Here is a 20789-nt window from a genome sequence, read left to right on the forward strand (position 1 = left end):
TGTGACGTAATAAACGATTACTGACTCTGTTAATAAATAGAAAAACATGCCATAAGTTTAGAAAGTTGACCTGTCTTCAGCATGACGTGAACATGACAAAGTTGTAATCTTGGTGTCATGTTGCTGTTGTGATTAAAACACCATAATGATAACGGCTATGATTTTGATGAAGGATTGAAATGCGCTTACTAATAGTTGAAGACGAATTAAAAACAGGAAATTACCTAAAACAAGGTTTAACTGAAGCCGGTTTTCAAGTGTCACTAGCGCGAAATGGACTCGATGGTCATCATTTAGCCATGACAGAGTTATTTGACGTAATAATTCTCGATGTGATGTTACCTGATGTCTCTGGGTGGCGAATTTTACAATCACTTCGCGAAGCTAAAAAACAGACCCCTGTTCTTTTTTTATCAGCGCGAGACAGTGTCGATGACAGAGTTAAAGGGCTTGAACTAGGGGCTGATGATTATTTAATTAAACCATTCGCATTTTCTGAAGTGTTAGCAAGAGTGCGCACTTTACTTAGGCGAGGCGGCACACAAAAAGTAGAAGATGTCTTAAAAATAGCCGACCTAGAAATGAATATTCCAAAAAGAAAAGTTCAACGTGCAGGCCAACGCATTACCTTAAGTAATAAAGAGTTTAGTTTACTTGAGCTATTACTGCGCCGTGAAGGGGAGGTGCTGCCTCGTTCATTAATCGCTTCACAAGTGTGGGACATGAATTTTGATAGTGATACCAACGTGATTGATGTTGCAATAAGAAGGCTTCGCAGCAAAGTGGATGACAATTTTCCTATAAAACTTATACACACCGTAAGAGGGATGGGATACAAGTTAGAGGCAATGTCTAATGCGAGTTAGCACGCGACCCTTGTCATTAACGATGCGAGTTTTGTTATTTGTAGCAATAACAATTATTGGCTGTTTCACCTTTGTGGCCTCACTCATAAATAGCTCAATAGAGCATCATTTTTTGCAACAAGACAGTGGCGAGTTACAGGTTATTACGCAATCAGTTGAGTCTGTATTATCACAGCCTTTTCAATCACAAAAACAGCTTGAAAACGCATTGTCGATTGCTGTTGTTGGGCATCATGGGGTGTACTACCAAGTAAATACGTTAGAGGGAGAGCTTATATATCAAAGCTCCCATAATGATTTTACTGAATTAGCAATGCGCGCGAAAGCTTCTCAGGGGTTTAAAAAGGAGAACATAATTACATGGCATACAGGCAGTAAGGCGTATCGTGCATTAGTCAGTGAGCTAGAGACATCTAAACAGCATTATAAAATAGCCGTTGCGATTGATATGAGCTTCCATCTGCGCTTTTTAACCCAGTTTAAACAGAGTTTATGGGTCATTATGTTAGGCTCGGCTGTGTTAGTGTTGCTTGTCGCATGGATTGCTATACATCAAGGTCTTAACCCTTTACGTGGGTTAACTCAAAAAATGCTTGATATACAAACCAATAAAATGGATGTCAGGTTAGATCATAATAATGTTCCTGTTGAGCTTGAAAACATGGTGCAGTCTTTTAATGTGATGTTAGATAGGCTGCAAAGTGAGTTTATTCGCTTATCTAACTTTTCCAGCGATATAGCTCATGAGTTAAGAACCCCCTTAACAAATATCATTACCCAAACGCAGGTGGGCTTATCAAAATCAAGAGCGGTTGTTGACTATCAAGAACTGTTATTCTCAAATCTTGAAGAGTTAGAAAGATTAACAAAAATGGTCAATGACATGCTGTGGCTTGCAAAAACTCAGAACGGTTTAATAAAGCCAAAACAACAAATTTTGCATAGTCATGACGAGATAGCATCGCTATTTGACTACTTTGATGCGTTGGCGGAAGAAGCAGGTATTTGTTTTAAAACAGAGGGTGAAAACCTGCGTTTTTACTGTGATCAGTTACATTTTAGACAGCTGTTATCAAACTTACTCTCTAACGCTATTCGGTATACCCCAAAAGGGGCTTCAATTTCAGTTAAAAGCGAAATAGTAAGCGCAGATACAGTGTGTATTTCGGTTGTGAATCCCGGTGAGAAAATACCCGCTGAACATTTACCGTATTTGTTCGACCGTTTTTATCGGCCGGATAAATCAAGACAAAAACACAGTGATGGTGTGGGGCTCGGTTTAGCCATTGTTAAAGCGCTCGCAGAGGCCAATGATGGCGCGATAAAAGTTTACTCCGACGAGCACGAAACGTGTTTTAGTGTGTGTTTAAAGTCAGCTAAATTAACGTGAGCGCACCTATCTGAGGATATTAAAACGCAGCGCTCACTGTAAAAACGCTATTGTAAAAATAAAAGCAAGAGTAAAATACTGTAATCAGTCGTGATCAAAACCCTCCAGTTCTTCGTACAACACTTTTATTAATCGTTAAAGTTAATTAATTTCTCAATGTATAAAACAGTGATAACCACATGGGGTCGTGTTTTGCACGTATGACCTTATTTCACCCGACCACTTATGTAGTCATGCCTTACTTTTACTAAATACAGTTATTGAAAAAACGCAATCTTTCTAGACACTTGATTCTGAGTGCTCTACTTTTTGCGTATATAACCTAAAGGAAACCAGTTTATGTGGTTCACTAATCGCAAGTTGCTGTCTGAAATTGCTGAATTAAAAAAGCAAACAGTTGAGTTTGAAAATATAAAGCAAGAATTGAAAGAGGAAATGCTGTACTTTTTGCTAAGCAAAGATGGCCGTATTCTCGAAGTTAATCAACAATTTGCAACCGCGATAGAATACAAAGAAAGTGAGCTTATTGGTTTAAATTTCAATGACCTGATTGTTAAAAAGTCGCTCAAAAAACCTCACTCGCAAAGAATGCTTTCAGCCATAAAAAAAGTGAGCCATTGGCATGGCGCTTTGCACCTCGTAACGCAGTCTGGGCGTGAGTTATGGCTTAGAAGTATTGTACAACCAATTAATAATGAGTTAGCTGTTTACTCGGCAGAGCTCACGCGTACTATTTCTCAATCAAGAGAAAAAGAAGATATGCTTGCGGCTTTGAGTCGTTCATCTGCGGTTATCGAATTCAGCTTAGATGGTATTATTTTAAACGCCAATGATAACTTTCTGAGCTCTATGGGTTACTCCAAAAGCCAAATATTGGGTAAACACCACAGTATGTTTTGCGACCCTGAAGAAGCTAAATCGAACGCTTATAAACAGTTTTGGTCTGAATTAAAACACGGACGGTTTATTTCTGATCGTTTTAAAAGATTAGATAGTTACGGTAACGAAGTATGGTTAGAAGCCTCGTACAATCCAATTCATAACGATGACGGAGAACTCTATAAAGTCGTAAAGTTTGCAACAGTAATAACTGACCAGATGCAAAGAGAATTTGCAATATCTGAAACGGCTGGTATTGCTTATGACATTTCTAAACGAACAGATGCCGACGCTGAAATAGGGTTAGGTGTCGTAAAGCAAACAATTGTTACAGTGAATAACTTATCAAAGAAACTCGAAGTAGCCAGCGAAAGTGTTAATAACCTCGACGTACAGTCGTCTAAGATTGCTCAATTAGTCGAAAGTATTAAAGGTATTGCTGATCAAACTAATTTGCTGGCATTAAACGCTGCTATCGAAGCCGCGAGGGCGGGTGACCAAGGACGAGGTTTCTCCGTTGTTGCAGATGAAGTTAGGCAACTGGCATCAAGAACGAGTTTGGCCACAGAGCAAATAATCAACGTCGTGTCTGAGAATAAAGCGCTTACTCAAGATGCGGTAACCGAAATTGAGTCGAGTTTAGCAGAGGCCAAAGATGCCTTGGAGTTATCGAATAAATCAGGCTCTGTTATTAATGATATTCAAAAAGGGGCTAAGGAAGTTGTTGAGGCCGTCGGGCAGTTTAGAACCAGTCTTTAGGCACCAATGTGCCTAAAAGCTGTGTAGGTCAGAAAATGATAAATTTTCACTCCTGCTGCTGTAGTAGCTAAGCACTGAATATGCATGAACGAAGCTGTTGTTTAAAAATAGGTAGATTAGCGCTTTAAAGCTATAAACCTAAAGTGGTTTCGTAATGCGAACGTAAAATTATAATTACATTCTCATCTAGAGCGCTTTGCTGACTTATTCGATACTGATTTAAAGAGTGAATTCGAAGACAGCTATGAATAAAAAGAATAAATTGAGCGTGAGTTCGAGCCTGAGCTTGAAAACGAGCACATTCAAAACTCCATAAAAGAGACCATATTGCAAATCAAACAAACGCATTCATAGAATAAATAAAGCTATTTTTGCATTTAAAAATAGCAGCCTAATCATAACTCACTAAATACGCCACGAGACGTTATTTGCCGGCTCACTACTCAATGTTTGGGTAGCCAGAGTTCACTCTGATAATACTAGTGAGGGAATTGTACGCAAATATACTTTCCATTGTGGTAATGCAAAGGCGTATTACCAACGATAATGTAGGGCGAGGCTTAAGGGCAATAAAGGAGTAGCGTGCTACTCCTTTTTTAATTAAAAGCGTAATGAACCACAAAGAACACTAAAACTTGCAAAATGTTCCTTTCTACATAAAAACAAATCTTATAAACACCATCTTAATAAGGTTGTTTATCTAACTTCTTTCCTGCAAAAAACAAATAGTACATCAAATGCCATTTTTAACTGTTGTATATGATGATTAGGAAGTTGATGGACGATCACAAAAAAATTATCCATCATTTTGCAACAACCATCTTACAAACTTTATTAGCTTAGATAAAGACTTAGGCTTGTATAAAAATACAACATAAACTAATCTTGTTTGGAAAATTTTAGTGATGAATAAGGGTCTAACTTATTACTTTTTATAGGTAAATTATATTATTTACTGTAATATAGTTCACAAAGTAAAAATATGAGCAAATGGACTGTGAATATACTTCTTTCTTGGCTAGGCACCAAAGATATTGAAAACATGCTCGATAGTGAGAAAAATGCCTCTATATCAACTCTCGCTATAAAATCTCAAACACCTTTTGATAAAATTGTAATACTCTCAAATCATCAGCATGAGCATTGGGAAAAATTTGAAAATTTTGTAAAAAAGCGGATGGCTACGCTAGTAAGGCCATATCATGATATTCAGGTACACAAAGCCAATATAGCCAGCCCAATTGATTATGAGTCTATTCACCAAGTAACAGCGCTTTGGATCAATAAATTAAGTGAAGAGGCAGATTTGTTATCAATAAACCTGACCTCAGGCACGCCAGCAATGACCACTTTATCGGTTCTTATCGGTAAAGGTAAAGCGAACGTTCAATTCCTTCAAGCAACCCCAAAAAATGAGTTGCTACATGTTGATATCCCAATTGATTTTGGCAAGGAATATGTAAAGTCGGCATCTAAAAACATAGCGAATACGGCAACCTCTGAGCCTAAAATTGAGCAAGCTTTTTCAGCACTCACTGCAAAATCAGTGCAAATGCAAAATGTAGTCAACAAAGCTAAAAAAATTGCAGCTTCAGAAGTACCCGCACTTATCCTTGGCGAAACCGGAACCGGTAAAGAGCTAATGGCAACAGCCATTCACAAAGGAAGCTTACGAGCAAGCAAGCCATTAAAAGTAATTAACTGCGGAGCATTTGCAGAAAACCTTGTTGATTCAACCTTGTTCGGCCATAAAAAAGGGGCCTTCACTGGAGCAGAAAAAGACCACCCAGGGCTTTTTGAACAGGCCGACGGCGGTACTTTATTTTTAGATGAGGTTGGTGAATTAACCCTCGAAATTCAAGTAAAGCTTTTAAGAGCATTACAACAAGGCGAGATCAACCGTTTAGGTGATACCCAAACCACTAATGTCGATGTTCGAGTTATTGCAGCCACACATAAAGATTTATCAAAACTAGTAGAAGAGGGTAAGTTTCGCGAAGACTTATTTTACCGCTTAGCAGTGGGCATTATACAAATACCAGCGCTACGAGAGCGCATTGAAGATATTACAGTTATTGTTAATCAACTTGTAGAGCAAATAAATAAAGCAGGTAGCAAACATCCCGACTACACAAGTAAAAATATTTCCGAAAAGGGAATAAAGTTTATTTTATCTCAGCCGTGGCAAGGGAATATTAGAGAGCTGTGGAGTACATTAAATCGTGCTTTTTTATGGTCTGATTCACAAACAATAACTGAAAATGACTTATCAAGTGCCATGATTAATCGCGCTAAAAATGAAAGCTTTACAGATATTACACTGTCATACGACGATAAAATAGATATTACGCAATTAGTTGATAAATATAAAAAATCTTATGTTTTAGCTGCTTTAAAAGCAAGTGGAAATGTTAAAAGCCACGCTGCCCAAATGCTTAATTTAAAAGATCACCAAACGCTTAGCAATTGGATGAAGAAGCTAAATATCAAACACGAAAAATAAAAAGGACAATAGTGTTGGTATATAAGTTGCCAATAGCTATTGAGTAAAAGGAGAAGTAGCCAGTGAAAAAATCAAACTTTGAATTCTTAAAAGGTGTGAACGATATTCTTTATCGCATAGCGTTTGCTGCGGAAAAGAATTTTCCTGACGATCCTAATACCACATTAGTAAAACTGCGCATGTTTGGAGAAGCGTCAGCCAAACACATTGCTAAACTTCTTGATTTAGAACTCCCCCCCACACAAGTTGATCTAATCAGAGAGCTTGCAAAAATATCGTGGGTTGATGACTCTATAATCAATATTTTCCATATGCTGCGTAAAGTAGGTAATCAAGCTGTTCACGACTACCACAACGATTTAGATGATGCCGAAATGGCACTGCGTTTAGCATTTCGTTTAAGTATTTGGTACTACCGACTAATTAATAAAGACGTTGATTTTGCAGCGCCTATATTTGTACTACCAGACGGTCAACAAGAAAACGAATACCAACACCAAGTAACAGAGCTAAAAGCAGCACTACAACAAGCATTAAATAGTAACGCGCAAACCGACACTGAACTTGCTCAAAACAAAAATCAACTTACCGCGCTAAGTGGCTATATTGCTATTTTAGAAGGTAAGCAGCAAGAAACCGAGCAACAAACACAAGATCGAGTAAACGCGCTTGAAGCACAGTTACAAGCCAAAGAAGCAGAGCTTGCACAAAAAACACAAGCAGAGCGCAAAGCATACAAGCAAGAAATCACGCAACGTGCAGCAGCGCGCCGCTTAGATTTATCAGAAAAAGAAACGCGCTTTCTTATCGATCAGCAACTGCGTGACGCAGGCTGGGCTGCCGACACGCCAGTGCTAAATTATGCAAACGGTACGCGCCCACAAATAGGTAAAAACCTAGCTATAGCAGAGTGGCCAACCGATACCGACGAAGCAGGTAAAACAGGCTTTGCCGACTATGTATTGTTTGTGGGTTTACAACCGGTAGGGGTTGTTGAGGCTAAAAAAATAAATACCGACGTATGCGGCAAATTAGCTGAGGCAGAGCGTTACAGTATTTACTTTAACCTTGAGCATTTAAATGCCGAAATTCAAGCGCGAGCTGCAAACGATGCAGAACATCAAAAAGTAGCAGAGCAACTACAAACTCAAAACAGCTACCAAATTACGTGGAAAGAATCCAAAGAGCCAAACGCACGAAGCTATAAAATACCGTTTGTATTTTCAACAAACGGGCGAGAGTACCGCCGCCAGTTATTAAGTAAAAGCGGTATTTGGTATCGTGATGTTCGTAAAGTGAGTAACCAAGCTAAAGCATTACCTGCATGGCATACACCAGGCGAACTAAAAGCTAAGCTCGATGGCAACATAGATGCCGCGCAGCAATGGCTCGAAACTAACGAACCAACAGGCTTAGGCCTTCGTTATTTTCAAAAAGAAGCAATAACAGCCACTGAGCAAGCCATTAAAAAAGGTCAGCAAAATATACTACTTGCTATGGCAACCGGTACAGGTAAAACCCGTACCGCTATTGCGCTAATGTACAGGTTAATTCAGTCACGCCGATTTAATCGTATTTTGTTTTTGGTCGATAGGCGCTCATTGGGTGAGCAAGCATTAAACTCGTTTGATGACACACGCATAAACGATGTGCCTTTTAATACCATATTTAATATAAAGGGCCTGACCGATAAGTTTCCGTCAGACGCAACTAAAATACATGTATCAACAATTCAATCGCTAGTTAAGCGCACGCTACAAAGCGATGAATTTATGCCAGTAGAGCGCTACGACTGTATAATAGCAGACGAGGCACACCGTGGTTATATTCTTGATAAAGAACAAACCGATGGCGAAATGGAGTTTAGAAACCAGCTCGACTACGTATCAACGTACCGCAGAATACTTGACCATTTTGATGCAGTAAAAATAGGGCTTACTGCAACACCTGCATTACACACAACCGACATTTTTGGTTTACCTGTGTACCGTTATAGCTACCGCAAAGCGGTGATAGACGGCTACTTAATAGACCAAGCGCCCCCTATAAAAATAATTACTAAGCTTAACCAAAATGGTATTTATATCGATAAAGGCTCAGAGGTAACGCGCTTAACCTCTCAAGGGGAGCTAATTCAAGACACCCTTGAAGACGAGCGCGACTTTGAAGTAGCCAGCTTTAACCGCGATATTATTGCATCAAACTTCAATAAAATAGTTGCCGAATCACTAGCAACAAAGCTCGACCCAACAGGTAAACAAAAAACACTCATATTTTGTGTAAACAACACCCATGCCGATAACATGGTGATTGAACTGCGTGAGGCTTTTAAAAAGCAATATCCCAATCTTGAGCACGACGCCATTATTAAAATAACCGGCGAAAGCGATAAAGATCCTAAAAAAATACAAAGTATGATCACCCGCTACAACAAAGAGCGATTACCTAATATTGTGGTAACGGTAGACCTACTCACTACAGGGATAGACGTACCCAGCATTTGTAACCTCGTATTTTTACGTAAAGTAAAAAGCCGTATTTTGTACGAGCAAATGAAAGGGCGCGCCACACGTTTATGCCCAGAGGTTGGCAAAGTTAACTTTACTATTTACGATGCCGTCGACTTATACGACTCGCTCGAATCGGTAGATACAATGCGCCCAGTCGTTGTGCGTCCAAAAGTAGAGTTAAACACCTTAGTAAACGAAATAACCGACTCACAAACTTATAAAACATTAGAGGCCGATGGCCGCTCGTTTGCACACCATAGCCACGAGCAACTCGTTGCTAAAGTACAACGCATTGTCGGTCATGGTATATTTAATCAAGATAAATCAGCCCAAATAGACCAATCAATAAAACGCCTAGATACCGTATTAGCCGGTGCTGCAGGTTGCGACTTTGCAAGCCTTGCTCAAACCCTAAAAACTAAAGGGCCAGAGCAAAGCGCCGAAATTTTTACTCAACTACCAAAGCTGGTCGAAAATCTAGAGCACCTTAAAAAGCAAATAAACGAGCTACGCCATGAGCCTATTTTTACCGACATAGAAGACGAGCTAATAGAATTTAAAGAAGGCTATGGCGATTACGACAATGCCGAAGACTTTTTAGACGCGTTTGACAAACTCGTAGAGCAAAGCGAAAACAGCCAAGCCGCGCTACAAACCGTTATAACCAAACCTAAAGACTTAACCCGTAAAGCATTAATAGAGCTGCAAGAGTGGTTTGATGCACAATCGTTTGACGAGTCAACACTCAGAGTTGCATGGAAAAAAACCACCAACCAAGATATTGCCGCACGGTTAATAGGGCATATTCGCCGCGCAGCACTCGGCGATGCATTACTCCCGTTTGATGAGCGTGTAAATAACGCACTGGCTAAAATAAAGCAGCAAAAACCCTGGAGTAACGAGCAGCTACAGTGGTTAGAGCGCTTAGCCAATAGCTTAAAAGAGCAAGTAGCCATTGACGACGACACCTTTAAAACCGGTAATTACCGCCGCCGAGGTGGTAAGCGCAAGCTCGATGCTATTTTTAATAACGAGCTTAACCAAGTGCTAGAACAATTTAATAACTATATGTGGGAACAACCTGCTTAATTAATGTAGGTCGGGCTTTAGCCCGACAAGCTATTAAACAATATTAAAATGTTAGCCTAAAGGCCAACCTACAAATAAACGATGCAGGTCGGGCTTTAGCCCGACAAGCTATTAAACAATATTAAAATGTTAGCCTAAAGGCCAACCTACAAATAAACGATGCAGGTCGGGCTTTAGCCCGACAAGCTATTAAACAATATTAAAATGTTAGCCTAAAGGCCAACCTACAAATAAACGATGTAGGCCGGGCTTTAGCCCGACAAATTATTAAGCAAAATTAAATGTTGGCCTTAATGCCACCCTACAAATGAAGAGACACTATGAACAACAATGATTTAGTAGCCAAACTTTGGAAAATGTGTGACACCCTGCGCGATGGCGGCGTGTCGTATCAAAACTACGTAAATGAGCTGGCCACATTGCTGTTTTTAAAAATGACCGAGCAAACTGGCACCGAAACAGACCTACTACCACAAGGTATGCGTTGGAACGACCTGAAAGGTAAAATAGGGCTCGACCAATTACAGTTTTACCGCAACATGCTCGTACAGTTAGGTAACGACGAGCACGCTATTGTGCGTGCTATATTTCAAAACGTAAATACCACTATTACCAATGCAGGGCAGCTTACAGAGCTTGTAACCACAATGGACAGCTTAGATTGGTACGAAAGCGGCGATGGCGAGAATGTTGTTAAAACCCGTGACGACTTTGGCGACATGTACGAAGGTTTATTACAAAAAAACGCCAACGAAACTAAATCGGGCGCCGGCCAGTACTTTACGCCAAGGCCACTAATAGAAACGATGGTACGTTTACTAAAGCCACAACCGCGCGAAATTATTCAAGACCCCGCAGCGGGCACCGCAGGCTTTTTAATCGAGGCCGACAAATACATTAAAAGCCAAACCAACGATTTAGACGACCTAGACGACGATACGCAAGAATTCCAAATGAAGCGTGCCTTTGTCGGGCTTGAGCTAGTACCCGAAACTCGCCGCCTTGCATTAATGAACTGCTTATTACACGACATTGAAGGCAATGACGAGCTTGGCGGTGCTATACGCCTTGGTAACAGCTTAGGTAACGATGGCGAAAACCTGCCAAAAGCCAACGTAATACTTACAAACCCACCGTTTGGCTCGGCAAGCAGCACTAATATCACCCGTACCTTTGTATACCCAACATCAAACAAGCAACTGTGTTTTATGCAGCACATATACAATAGCCTTGAGCCAGGTGGCCGTGCTGCCGTGGTCATACCCGATAACGTATTATTTGAAGGCGGCAGAGGCGCTGAAATACGCACCGACTTAATGCACAAATGTAATCTACATACTATATTACGCCTACCTACCGGTATATTTTACGCCGCAGGTGTTAAAACTAACGTATTGTTTTTTCAAAAAGGCACGGTTGATAACCCAAATCAAGATAAAGACTGTACAACACACACCTGGGTGTACGACTTACGTACCAACATGCAAACCTTTGGTAAGCGCAGCCCATTTACTCATAAATACCTCGAAAGCTTTGAAGCGGTTTACGGCGATGATGCTAACGGCCAAGCAGAACGAGAAGAAGGCGTTTACAATATTTTAGGTTGTACTACTCCTGTAAACGAAGAAGATATTAAAAACACTGACAATACTGGGCTAATAGAAAATGCTCGCTGGCGCAAATTCTCACGTGAGTTTATTAGAGCTAAAAACGACAGCTTAGATATAACATGGCTTAAAGATAACTCAGTAACCGATGCTGCAAACTTGCCTGAGCCTGATGTATTAGCAACACAAGCAATGACAGAGCTTACCGAAGCTCTACGAGAGATGAACCAGCTGATGATAGACCTTGGCGCAATTGATCAAGCTGAAGGTCAAGTGGCGTTATTAGCTGAAGAGTTTGGACTTAAGAAGAAAGTCATTGAGGGTGCTGAATAATGATAACTCTACCAAAGACCTGGCAAAGCTGCACACTAGAGGATATAGCTAGGATAGTCAGTGGCGGAACACCAAAATCCACAGTGGAAGATAATTTTTGTGAAACAGGTGGCATAGCATGGCTTACTCCAGCTGATCTTAGTGGTTATAAGGCAAAAACAATTAGTAAAGGAAAAAGAAACCTTACTGATAAAGGCTACCTAAGTTGCTCGGCAAAGAAAATGCCTAAAGGAAGCGTTCTATATAGTAGCAGGGCACCAATTGGTTATGTTGTTATAGCTGAAAACGAAATTTCAACAAACCAAGGGTTTAAAAGTTTTATCCCTGATAAAGGGATAGATAGCGAATATCTATATTATTACTTAAAATCAATTAAGCACATCGCTGAGGCCAATGCCACAGGTACTACTTTTAAAGAGCTGTCAGGTACTGCAACTAAAGCTTTACCTTTTATTGCGCCTCCCGCTACAGAACAAAAACGCATTGTTGAAAAGCTTGATAGCTTATTGGCGCAGGTCGATACCATACAACAGCGCCTAAACAACTTACCGGATATCATCAAACGCTTCCGCCAATCTGTCCTTGCCGCCGCCGTCTCAGGAAAACTCACCGAACAATGGCGAAAAGATAACGGAATATTGGTTAACTCGTATGAATTACCACAAAGGATGGTTGATTTAATTCAACCAGAAAGACCTATATCTTATGGTGTTTTAAAGCCAGGTCCATTTGTAAGTGGGGGAGTTACTCTTCTGAGAATCAAAGATATTTTGGATACTAGAATAAGCACAGATGAGTCTCATAAAATTAGCTCAGAACTATCTAAACAATATAAAAGAACGCTTTTGAAAGGAGGAGAAATTCTAATATCTCTTGTTGGAACAATAGGGAGAATAGGGCTTGTTACAAAGGAATTCTCAGGTATGAATGTTCATAGGAATCTGGCTGTTATAGCTCCTAAAAAAGAGCTGCAACAAAAATTTATATATTGGCAGTTTAAATCTGACTTTGTTCAGAAACAAATTCAAAATGCTAGAACTGGGGCAAATCAACCATTATTAAATCTTGGAGATATTAAAAAGTTTAATATCTCAGTCCCCACTATAGAGGAACAAACCGAAATCGTCCGTCTAGTCGAACAATACTTCGCTTTAGCTGATACTTTAGAAAAAAACCTCGCGAATGCCAAACAGCGTGTTGATAACTTAACGCAATCGATATTAGCCAAAGCCTTTCGTGGTGAACTTGTACCACAAGACCCAAACGACGAACCCGCCGATAAGTTATTAGCGCGTATAAAAGCCGCCCGACTTGAAGCCGAAAAGCTAGAAAAAGCCGCTAAAAAAGCAGCAAAAGCCAGTAAAAAATAACACGCTATTTTTAGGTCTGCATTTATGCCGACATGGTTAGCTATAAACAACCATTGTTGGGCAAAAGAACGACCTATAAATACCAGAAGCAGCTAATTATAATAGGCATTACTAATATAATGTCTATTATAAATAAGCACATAATAAATCAATATGATTAACCATTAGTATAAACAGGGAATACAGATGTCACATAAATATAGAGAAGATAAAGATTTAGCATTTTTACACTATGCAGATACAGAGATGTTAGAAGTACTCGTTAAGCATTTGATATTTGATAAGGATGGTGAAAAGCGAAACACAGAATCTTTATCTGGAGATAAAGCATTTATTGATGCTAAAGGTGACTACAGCAAAATATGGAAGAGTATAGCTGCAGAGCTTCAGCATTATGGTGGTGATACGTTGGTTAACCTTATTCGACGAACCGGTGTTACATATCGTGAGATATTAATTGACGTTTGCGAGCGTATGAAAGTGAAAACAGATTTTGATGCAGCTACTATTGAAATAGAAAAAGCGATGTTTGCTAAGCTAATTGAATCTTCTTGGGAAAAGATGACCGATGAGCAGAAAAAGGAGTTAACAAAAGAGCTGCAAGTTGATCCTAAATTAGCAGGGCCTGCAGCAATGGCAGCGATAATTGCTGCAATAAAACTTGGCGGTTTTGCAAGCTATAAAATTGCATTAATTGTTGCTAACTCTATTGCAAGAATGATTATGGGTAAAGGGTTACAATTAGCTGCTAATGCAGGTATTGCTCGAACGATTGGTATTTTTGCTGGCCCAATAGGTTGGGCTATTAATGTTTTAATAACAGTTCCTGCGATTACAGGCCCTGCATTTAGGGTTACTCTTCCAGCGGTTATTCAAGTAGCTGCTATGCGCCAGCAATTAGAAAATAAGGATTTTTTTTAAATGTATGAAAAAGTTTTGATCATTGATTGGTCCAAAGTAAAGCCTGAAGTAATTGAGGGCCTACATAGAGGGACTATGCGCCTAAGAGATGGTGTTGCTGTAAGCAATAAAGGAGTAGAGCAGTGGCTTCCTTTAGTAGAAAAAACAATAGAGTCTTCTGAAGGGCTTGGTTCTATTTTAAAACAAATACAATCTGCTCAAACGATTCAACTTGCTGCAACGGGGTTGTCTACTGGGCTTTTATTAGGTGCTATTGTTGCACAAACAAAATACTTAGCTAATAAAATTGACAAGTTGCAGGATCAGATTGATTTGGTTTCGCAAGATGTGCACTCACAAAATGTTATATATTTTATGAGTCAACTATCTGAATATTTTGGATTAATTGAATCGGCAAGAGTGCTGTTATTAGACAAGTCACTTGTAGAGGAGTCACATGAGATTGCAGTGCAATACATGGCTCAACTTGCAGTTAAAAGAAATGAACTTTTATCGCTTATTGATAACTTAGTTGGATATGTAGACTCTGCAAGCGCACAACATGCAAAGTTGATGTTTGATTTTGTAAATATGATGATGGACTTGCTTCCGAAGACTATTTGCTTAGAAAGCCAACTTTATGAACGCTTCGGTAAATATAAAATGGCTGATCATATTCTTGAGACTTCATCAAAAAATTACAACCTAATTTTATCTAATTATAAGACTTGGTGTAATACAAAAGCACGTGAAGTCATTAGCGGTCAAACTCCTCAGCATGCCCAGTTAATAAACAATCAGAAAGACTTGTTAAAACAACTTTTTGATTCTGAAATTAACCAAGCGATATTAATCGGAAATATGAAGAAAAACTTAGAGTATGCGCCGGTCAGTACCTCGGCTAACTAGCACAAGTTGCTAGTTAGCTTTTGAGTAGATTAATTTTTATAAAATTAAAGTTCAATAGGTACTAAATATGTCGACCATTGAAAATGAATTAAATATAAATAAAAAAGAAATTGAGCAAGAAATTAAAGCAGATTATGAAAAGCTAGACATTTCTTATTCACAAGCCTTAGTTGATGAAGCCGTTATGGTTTCATGTTTGCAAAGCTTGTTAGCTGAGTTAGAAGATCATAATGGATTACACGTTACTTGTTATAACGGTTCTGAAAAATTTATTTTTGATGCAACCGAGCTAGATAGATTAGCCTGTGAACTAGAAGATTATTATGACTCTTTAGTTGAGTTTCCAGAGAATTTAAAGCGCGGTACGTTTGACGAATTTCATGCTGATTTAATTGATACCGTTGAAGCTTTCTGCAATGTAGAACCTTACCTTAATAGAGATATGCTTGACCAATTGCACAGTGAAGTAGTGCATGGGATAGAACCTGACGAAGAAGATGATGCATTATATGGTACTGGCAACACTAAAGAGTTTGATATACCAAAGTTAATGAAAATAGAAGAGTGCTTTGCCGGGTACTTACGAGTGCTTAAAGGCCAACTAAATTTCAGAATTTGAAACGTTATGGTTAATCGTTTAAGAGTATTTTATAGGACGTAATATACAAAAATAACGATGTATTACATACATTATTATTTTTGTGGATGTATTTCCTGTACAGCTTATGCAAAAGAAAAGGGTAAAAATGGAATTTAAAGAGTTTTTAACAGCAAATATGGATGACAACAGTAAGATATTTTTATTATCTAAAAGCGATCAACAAAAAAAATTGTTTGTTGATTCTTTTAATTTGATTCGTGAATATTTTCCACAATGCGATTGTTACACAATTAATAATGAAAAAGGTAGTTATAAACATGCCTTTAGGTTTGGGATCAAGACTTCAAAAGAAAGTGATGGGACTCCACAAATCACAATAAAATTTACTAAAGATGCTTTAAGAGTTTCTTTAAAGGAAGATGTTGTAAAAGAAGAAAATAGGGTCTTAAATCCAGTAACTATTGATCAGCTTCGCTCTATTTTAGAGAGCATAAAAAGTAAACTCAGACATAAAATGGAAGGTAGTAAAAATACTCCAATTAGTTATTTTAAAGGTGAAAAGAGTTCAGATATGGTTATAAAAAATGATATGCATAAATGTGCTAACGAGATACAGCCTTCTCCTTTAAATCAAATTCTATATGGCCCTCCAGGAACAGGTAAGACTTACCATACAATTGAAGCTGCAGTAAAAGCTGCTGAGCCTGAAAAATACAAAACGCTAGAAATTAAACCATCACTAGGTGCATCAAAAGATCAAAGGGAAGAGCTTATAAAACTCTATAAATCTCTAGTAGATGATGATCGTATTCGTTTTGTAACATTCCACCAAAGTTATGGTTATGAAGAGTTTGTAGAGGGGTTGCGTGCCCTTACAAATGAAGAAAAGCAAATAGAATATAAAGTTCTACCAGGTGTATTTAAAAAAATCAGTGATGATGCTGCTAACACAAATATTAAGAAAAGCCTCGAACTTAATGCAAACCCGAGAATTTGGAAGATATCTATTGATGGTGTAAAGCCTAGTACGATTAAAAACTATTGTTTTAAAAATAATGTGGCTGCTATTGGTTGGGGGCATACCGGTGATATGGCACAAGATGAGCGCTCTCCTGAAGAGAATGCTTACTTTGAAGGGCTAACTAGCCAAAATAAAAATACTATTACTCAGTTTTGCTCTGAGATTAATGAAGGTGACTTATTATTATGTATAAGTAGTGCGAAGACTATTCAGGCTGTTGGTGTTGTTAAGGGGGATTACGAATATAAAGAACAAGGGATATTAGATAGAAATGACTTTCGCCATACTTTACCTGTTGAATGGTTGAAAACGGATCTTGACCTTGATATTCATTCTTTAAATGATAATACCAACCTAGTTCAAAAAACAGTTTACGAGCTTGATAGGTTTACAGAGGCTGACTTTTTTCAGCTTATGGAAAAAAATGAAATATCACTTGGCCAGAAATCACTTCCAGAGACTAAAGATAATTATGTTTTAATTATTGATGAGATTAATCGAGGTAATATTTCAAAAATATTTGGTGAACTTATTACGCTAATTGAGCCATCTAAGCGAGCCGGAAAAAATAACCTAGAAACATTAAAAGTAACTTTACCTCATTCAGGAAACCCATTTTCAGTTCCTGATAATCTTTATATCATTGGCACTATGAACACAGCTGATCGCTCATTAGCCATGATGGACACGGCACTGCGCCGTCGTTTTGATTTTGTTGAAATGATGCCTCAACTTGAATTGTTTAAAGGCAAAGTAGTTAAGGGGATTAATCTAGAGAAGCTACTTGAGACAATGAATAAACGTATTGAGGTGCTCTACGACCGAGAGCATACATTGGGGCATGCTTTTTTAATCCCTGTTTTAAACGCTTTAGATAGTGGTGAGGACGATGCAGAGGCAAGCGCATTTACTGAACTTAAAAGCACGTTTAAAAATAAAATTATACCTCTACTTGAAGAGTACTTTTTTGAAGACTGGAATAAAATTCGCTTAGTATTAGGTGACAACCGAAAAGAAAAAAGTGAATTAGAACAATATATTTTTGTGAAATCGGAAAGTGAAAAATATAACGATATTTTTGGTGAAAATCATGGTTTAGAAACCTACGAAGACACGAAAACCACATACACCTTAGCTGATTTTAACGCTCTAGATTCAGTATGGAATAGTCCGAAAGCTTATCAAGCTATTTATGACGACACATTGCTTAAAAGCCCAGCGAACACTAGTGATGATGCAGGTGAAGTTACATCTTCGAGTGCTCACTAATGTTGGAAGTTAAAAAGCAAACTACTGTTTTTGAGTTTGGGTATTTGGGTAATGGTGATGATGAAAGTGACAAAGTACAAGCATCACCCCAGATAGAGCCTATTTCTAGAGATGCATATAATTATTTAAAAAAGTTATGTTTATGTGATGACTCAGAAAGCCGATTTATGCGCCTAAGGCAAGTTGATAGCTGTGAAGTATTACAAGTTAAAAACTATGCTGGTGTTATTTTTACTCCCGATGGAACCCAAATAGAGGTATTGCCTAAAGTAGCTAAGAATAGTGATGACAGCTCCTCGCGTGCGTCATTGCTAATGATGCTTAAATCACTTAAGCAGTTTAGGCACTTACAAACTAATAATGCGAATTTAGCTGAAAATAAAATACCTTTACTAGAGGTTTTTATTAGCCAGTTTTTAGCCTCTGTAAATACCTTAATAAAGCGCGGGCTTAAAAGTGACTATGTACTAAAAGAAGATAACGTTGCCTTTTTAAAAGGTAAACTTTTGGTAGGAAAGCAAGTTAAGCATAACTTTATTAATAAACATAAGTTTTATGTTGAGTACGAAGATTACTTACAAAATAGGCCGGTTAATCGACTAATATACACTGCACTTGTAAAGGTGAAAGGCTATAGCCGAAGTGCTAATAACCAAAAGCTACTGCAAGAGTTGTTATTTGCTTTTGCAGATATACCACTAAGTAATAATGTTAAAAATGACTTTGCCAGCGTTAAGTTAGATAGAGGAATGAAGTATTACGAAGCCCCACTGGCGTGGGCAAGGCTAATTATTGATGGGTTTTCTCCGTTAACTTTGCAAGGCAAGCGCAATGCATTTTCGTTGTTGTTTCCTATGGAAGCGGTGTTTGAGAGCTTTGTTGCTCAGTATATAAAAAAGCATATTACAGGTTTGGGTGAGATATCTGCCCAGGTGAGCACAAAGTCTTTAGTTGATTATGGTAATACACCATATTTTTTATTAAAACCGGACTTATATATCTCACGCAAAAGTAATATTGATAAAAGTAATGACATTGTGCTTGATACAAAATGGAAATTAATAAACGAGAAAAATTCTAAACGAAAAGACAAGTTTGGGCTTTCTCAGGCTGACTTTTATCAGATGCTTGGCTATGGTCATACCTACTTAAATGGTAAAGGGCGCTTAGTCCTTATTTACCCAAAAACAGATGCGTTTAGTACAACACTCCCACATAGCTTTAACTATGAAGGTGGTACATTAAAGCTTTGGGTTGTTCCTTTTGATATAAAAGTTGAATGTGAAAATAGAATAGATTTGAGCAGTTTAAGTTAAGGTCTTATTTGATAGTGATTTTATTTACATAAAAGTAATATTATTCCCATTTTAAATTTGGTTGTAAGTTTAAATTATATGAAAAACAGTGAGTTATACATTGGCACTAAGCTTGTAATAGTTTATTTGTGTTTAACTATTATAAGGCTCAGCCATGACTTCCAAAATTATCCTTAATGCAAACGATTCAATAACCTGTCCTCATTGTGATACTGATTTTCATGTAAAAGATGCGATAGCAAAGCATTTAATTGAGCAGCACGAAAGTGAGTATGAGCAACTACTAAACCAGCAATTAATGGCTATTAAAGCCCAAGCCACAAAAGATGCAGAAAAATCAGCGTCAAAAGTATTTCAGCAGCAACTAGCTCAATTAAATGAACAGCTAGAAGACAGCAAGCAAAGCCAAGAGGTACTTAAAACAAAGATTGAATCTGAAAAAATTAAAGCAGAGCAACGCGTGCTTGAAAAGGTGAAGCTGGAGAAGCAAAGCCTTGAGGAATCAATAAAATCTAAAGATGAACAATTAGATCGATTTAGAGATGAAGAGCTTAAACTCAGAAAGGCCAAAGCAGAGCTTGAAGATAAACAAAAAAACTATGAGCTAGAATTAGCTCGCAAAGTTGAGGAGCAAAAGCAGTTACTGCGTGATGATGCTGCTAATGAGTTTAAATTAAAAGAAGCAGAGTATCGTAAAAAAATTGATGATGCTTCCAAAGCTAATAACGAACTTAAACGCAAGCTAGAGCAGGGATCACAACAACTACAAGGTGAAGTTTTAGAACTTGAGCTAGAGACTACACTAGCACAGTTATATCCGCTTGATTTTATTGAACCTGTAAAAAAAGGTGCTAAAGGTGCTGATGTTATTCAAACAGTTTGCATGCGCTCAGGAACTGTATGTGGAAAAATAGTGTGGGAAACAAAGCGAGCTGAAAACTGGTCAAACACTTGGGTTAGCAAACTTAAAACAGATGTACAAAATGCTGCCGGTGATATTGGAGTACTAGTGACAACAGTATTTCCTGCTAATAATAATGAACCCATGATAATGATTGATGGGGTTTGGTTAGTTAAACCTGCTTTAGCAAAAGGGCTTAGTGAGGCGCTTAGAATCGTACTTTTAGAATCACAGCGCCAAAAAACGGTTAGTGCGGGTAAAAATGAACAAATGGAAGCTATTTATGATTACATATGCAGTCCTCAATTTGTTCAACGAATAAAGGCTGTTGTTGATCACCAAGAACAAATGAAAAGTGAACTTGAGAAAGAACGAAATGCGATGCAAAGAATATGGAAAAAGCGTGAAGGGCAAATAACAGGTATTACATCGCAAATGATGTCGATTTGTGGTGAGCTGCAGGGCCTCTCGCATGGTGGTATGCCAATGTTGGGTGAGATAGGCGCACTTGAATAATAGCCCCAAGTTAGTTAAGAGCATACTGCTCTTAACTAACAGAAAAGATT

At 38.2% G+C, this 20789-nt stretch carries 13 protein-coding genes; all 13 read left to right on the forward strand.

The features are described 5' to 3' along the window. Window positions 1-179: 179 nt before the first annotated feature. The 13 genes from H3302_RS17805 to H3302_RS17865 all read left to right on the forward strand — a co-directional run bounded on the left by H3302_RS17805 (window position 180) and on the right by H3302_RS17865 (window position 20739). Entirely contained in the window at window positions 180-866 is a 687-nt protein-coding gene (locus H3302_RS17805; RefSeq protein WP_182396731.1) for a heavy metal response regulator transcription factor, read from the forward strand. After that, window positions 856-2256 (forward strand): heavy metal sensor histidine kinase, encoded by a 1401-nt coding sequence (locus H3302_RS17810; protein WP_182396732.1) that lies wholly within the window; start codon window positions 856-858, stop codon window positions 2254-2256. The genes H3302_RS17805 and H3302_RS17810 overlap by 11 nt, the downstream gene beginning before the upstream one ends. A gap of 339 nt (window positions 2257-2595) precedes the next feature. Then, the gene (locus H3302_RS17815; protein WP_182396733.1) at window positions 2596-3894 is read left to right on the forward strand and encodes a PAS domain-containing methyl-accepting chemotaxis protein; all 1299 of its coding nucleotides are present in this window, start codon (window positions 2596-2598) and stop codon (window positions 3892-3894) included. A 982-nt stretch (window positions 3895-4876) separates the two neighbouring features. Further along, the gene (locus H3302_RS17820; RefSeq protein ID WP_259369925.1) at window positions 4877-6397 is read left to right on the forward strand and encodes a sigma-54-dependent Fis family transcriptional regulator; all 1521 of its coding nucleotides are present in this window, start codon (window positions 4877-4879) and stop codon (window positions 6395-6397) included. 62 nt (window positions 6398-6459) lie between these two features. Continuing rightward, window positions 6460-9996: a type I restriction-modification system endonuclease gene (gene hsdR / locus H3302_RS17825; protein ID WP_182396734.1), complete on the forward strand. Its 3537-nt coding sequence runs from the start codon at window positions 6460-6462 to the stop codon at window positions 9994-9996. A gap of 320 nt (window positions 9997-10316) precedes the next feature. After that, entirely contained in the window at window positions 10317-11936 is a 1620-nt protein-coding gene (locus H3302_RS17830) for an N-6 DNA methylase (protein WP_182396735.1), read from the forward strand. After that, complete coding sequence (locus H3302_RS17835) at window positions 11936-13306, forward strand: restriction endonuclease subunit S (protein WP_182396736.1); 1371 nt, start codon at window positions 11936-11938, stop codon at window positions 13304-13306. The genes H3302_RS17830 and H3302_RS17835 overlap by 1 nt, the downstream gene beginning before the upstream one ends. Before the next feature lie 186 nt (window positions 13307-13492). After that, complete coding sequence (locus tag H3302_RS17840) at window positions 13493-14227, forward strand: DUF3944 domain-containing protein (protein WP_182396737.1); 735 nt, start codon at window positions 13493-13495, stop codon at window positions 14225-14227. Then, window positions 14228-15115 (forward strand): hypothetical protein, encoded by an 888-nt coding sequence (locus H3302_RS17845; protein WP_182396738.1) that lies wholly within the window; start codon window positions 14228-14230, stop codon window positions 15113-15115. It abuts the gene before it with no gap. Between the two features lie 67 nt (window positions 15116-15182). Beyond that, a complete protein-coding gene (locus H3302_RS17850) occupies window positions 15183-15734 on the forward strand; it encodes a hypothetical protein (protein WP_182396739.1) in 552 nt (183 codons plus the stop codon). Window positions 15735-15861: 127 nt separating this feature from the next. Next, on the forward strand, window positions 15862-18006 hold the full coding sequence (locus tag H3302_RS17855; RefSeq protein WP_182396740.1) for an AAA family ATPase: 2145 nt from the start codon (window positions 15862-15864) through the stop codon (window positions 18004-18006). Beyond that, entirely contained in the window at window positions 18006-19322 is a 1317-nt protein-coding gene (locus tag H3302_RS17860) for an McrC family protein (protein ID WP_182396741.1), read from the forward strand. The genes H3302_RS17855 and H3302_RS17860 overlap by 1 nt, the downstream gene beginning before the upstream one ends. A gap of 154 nt (window positions 19323-19476) precedes the next feature. Next, window positions 19477-20739, forward strand: a complete 1263-nt coding sequence (locus H3302_RS17865; RefSeq protein ID WP_182396742.1) for a DUF2130 domain-containing protein — start codon at window positions 19477-19479, stop codon at window positions 20737-20739. Window positions 20740-20789: the final 50 nt, after the last annotated feature.

The organism is Pseudoalteromonas sp. MT33b (assembly GCF_014117385.1).
Lineage (GTDB): Bacteria > Pseudomonadota > Gammaproteobacteria > Enterobacterales > Alteromonadaceae > Pseudoalteromonas > Pseudoalteromonas lipolytica.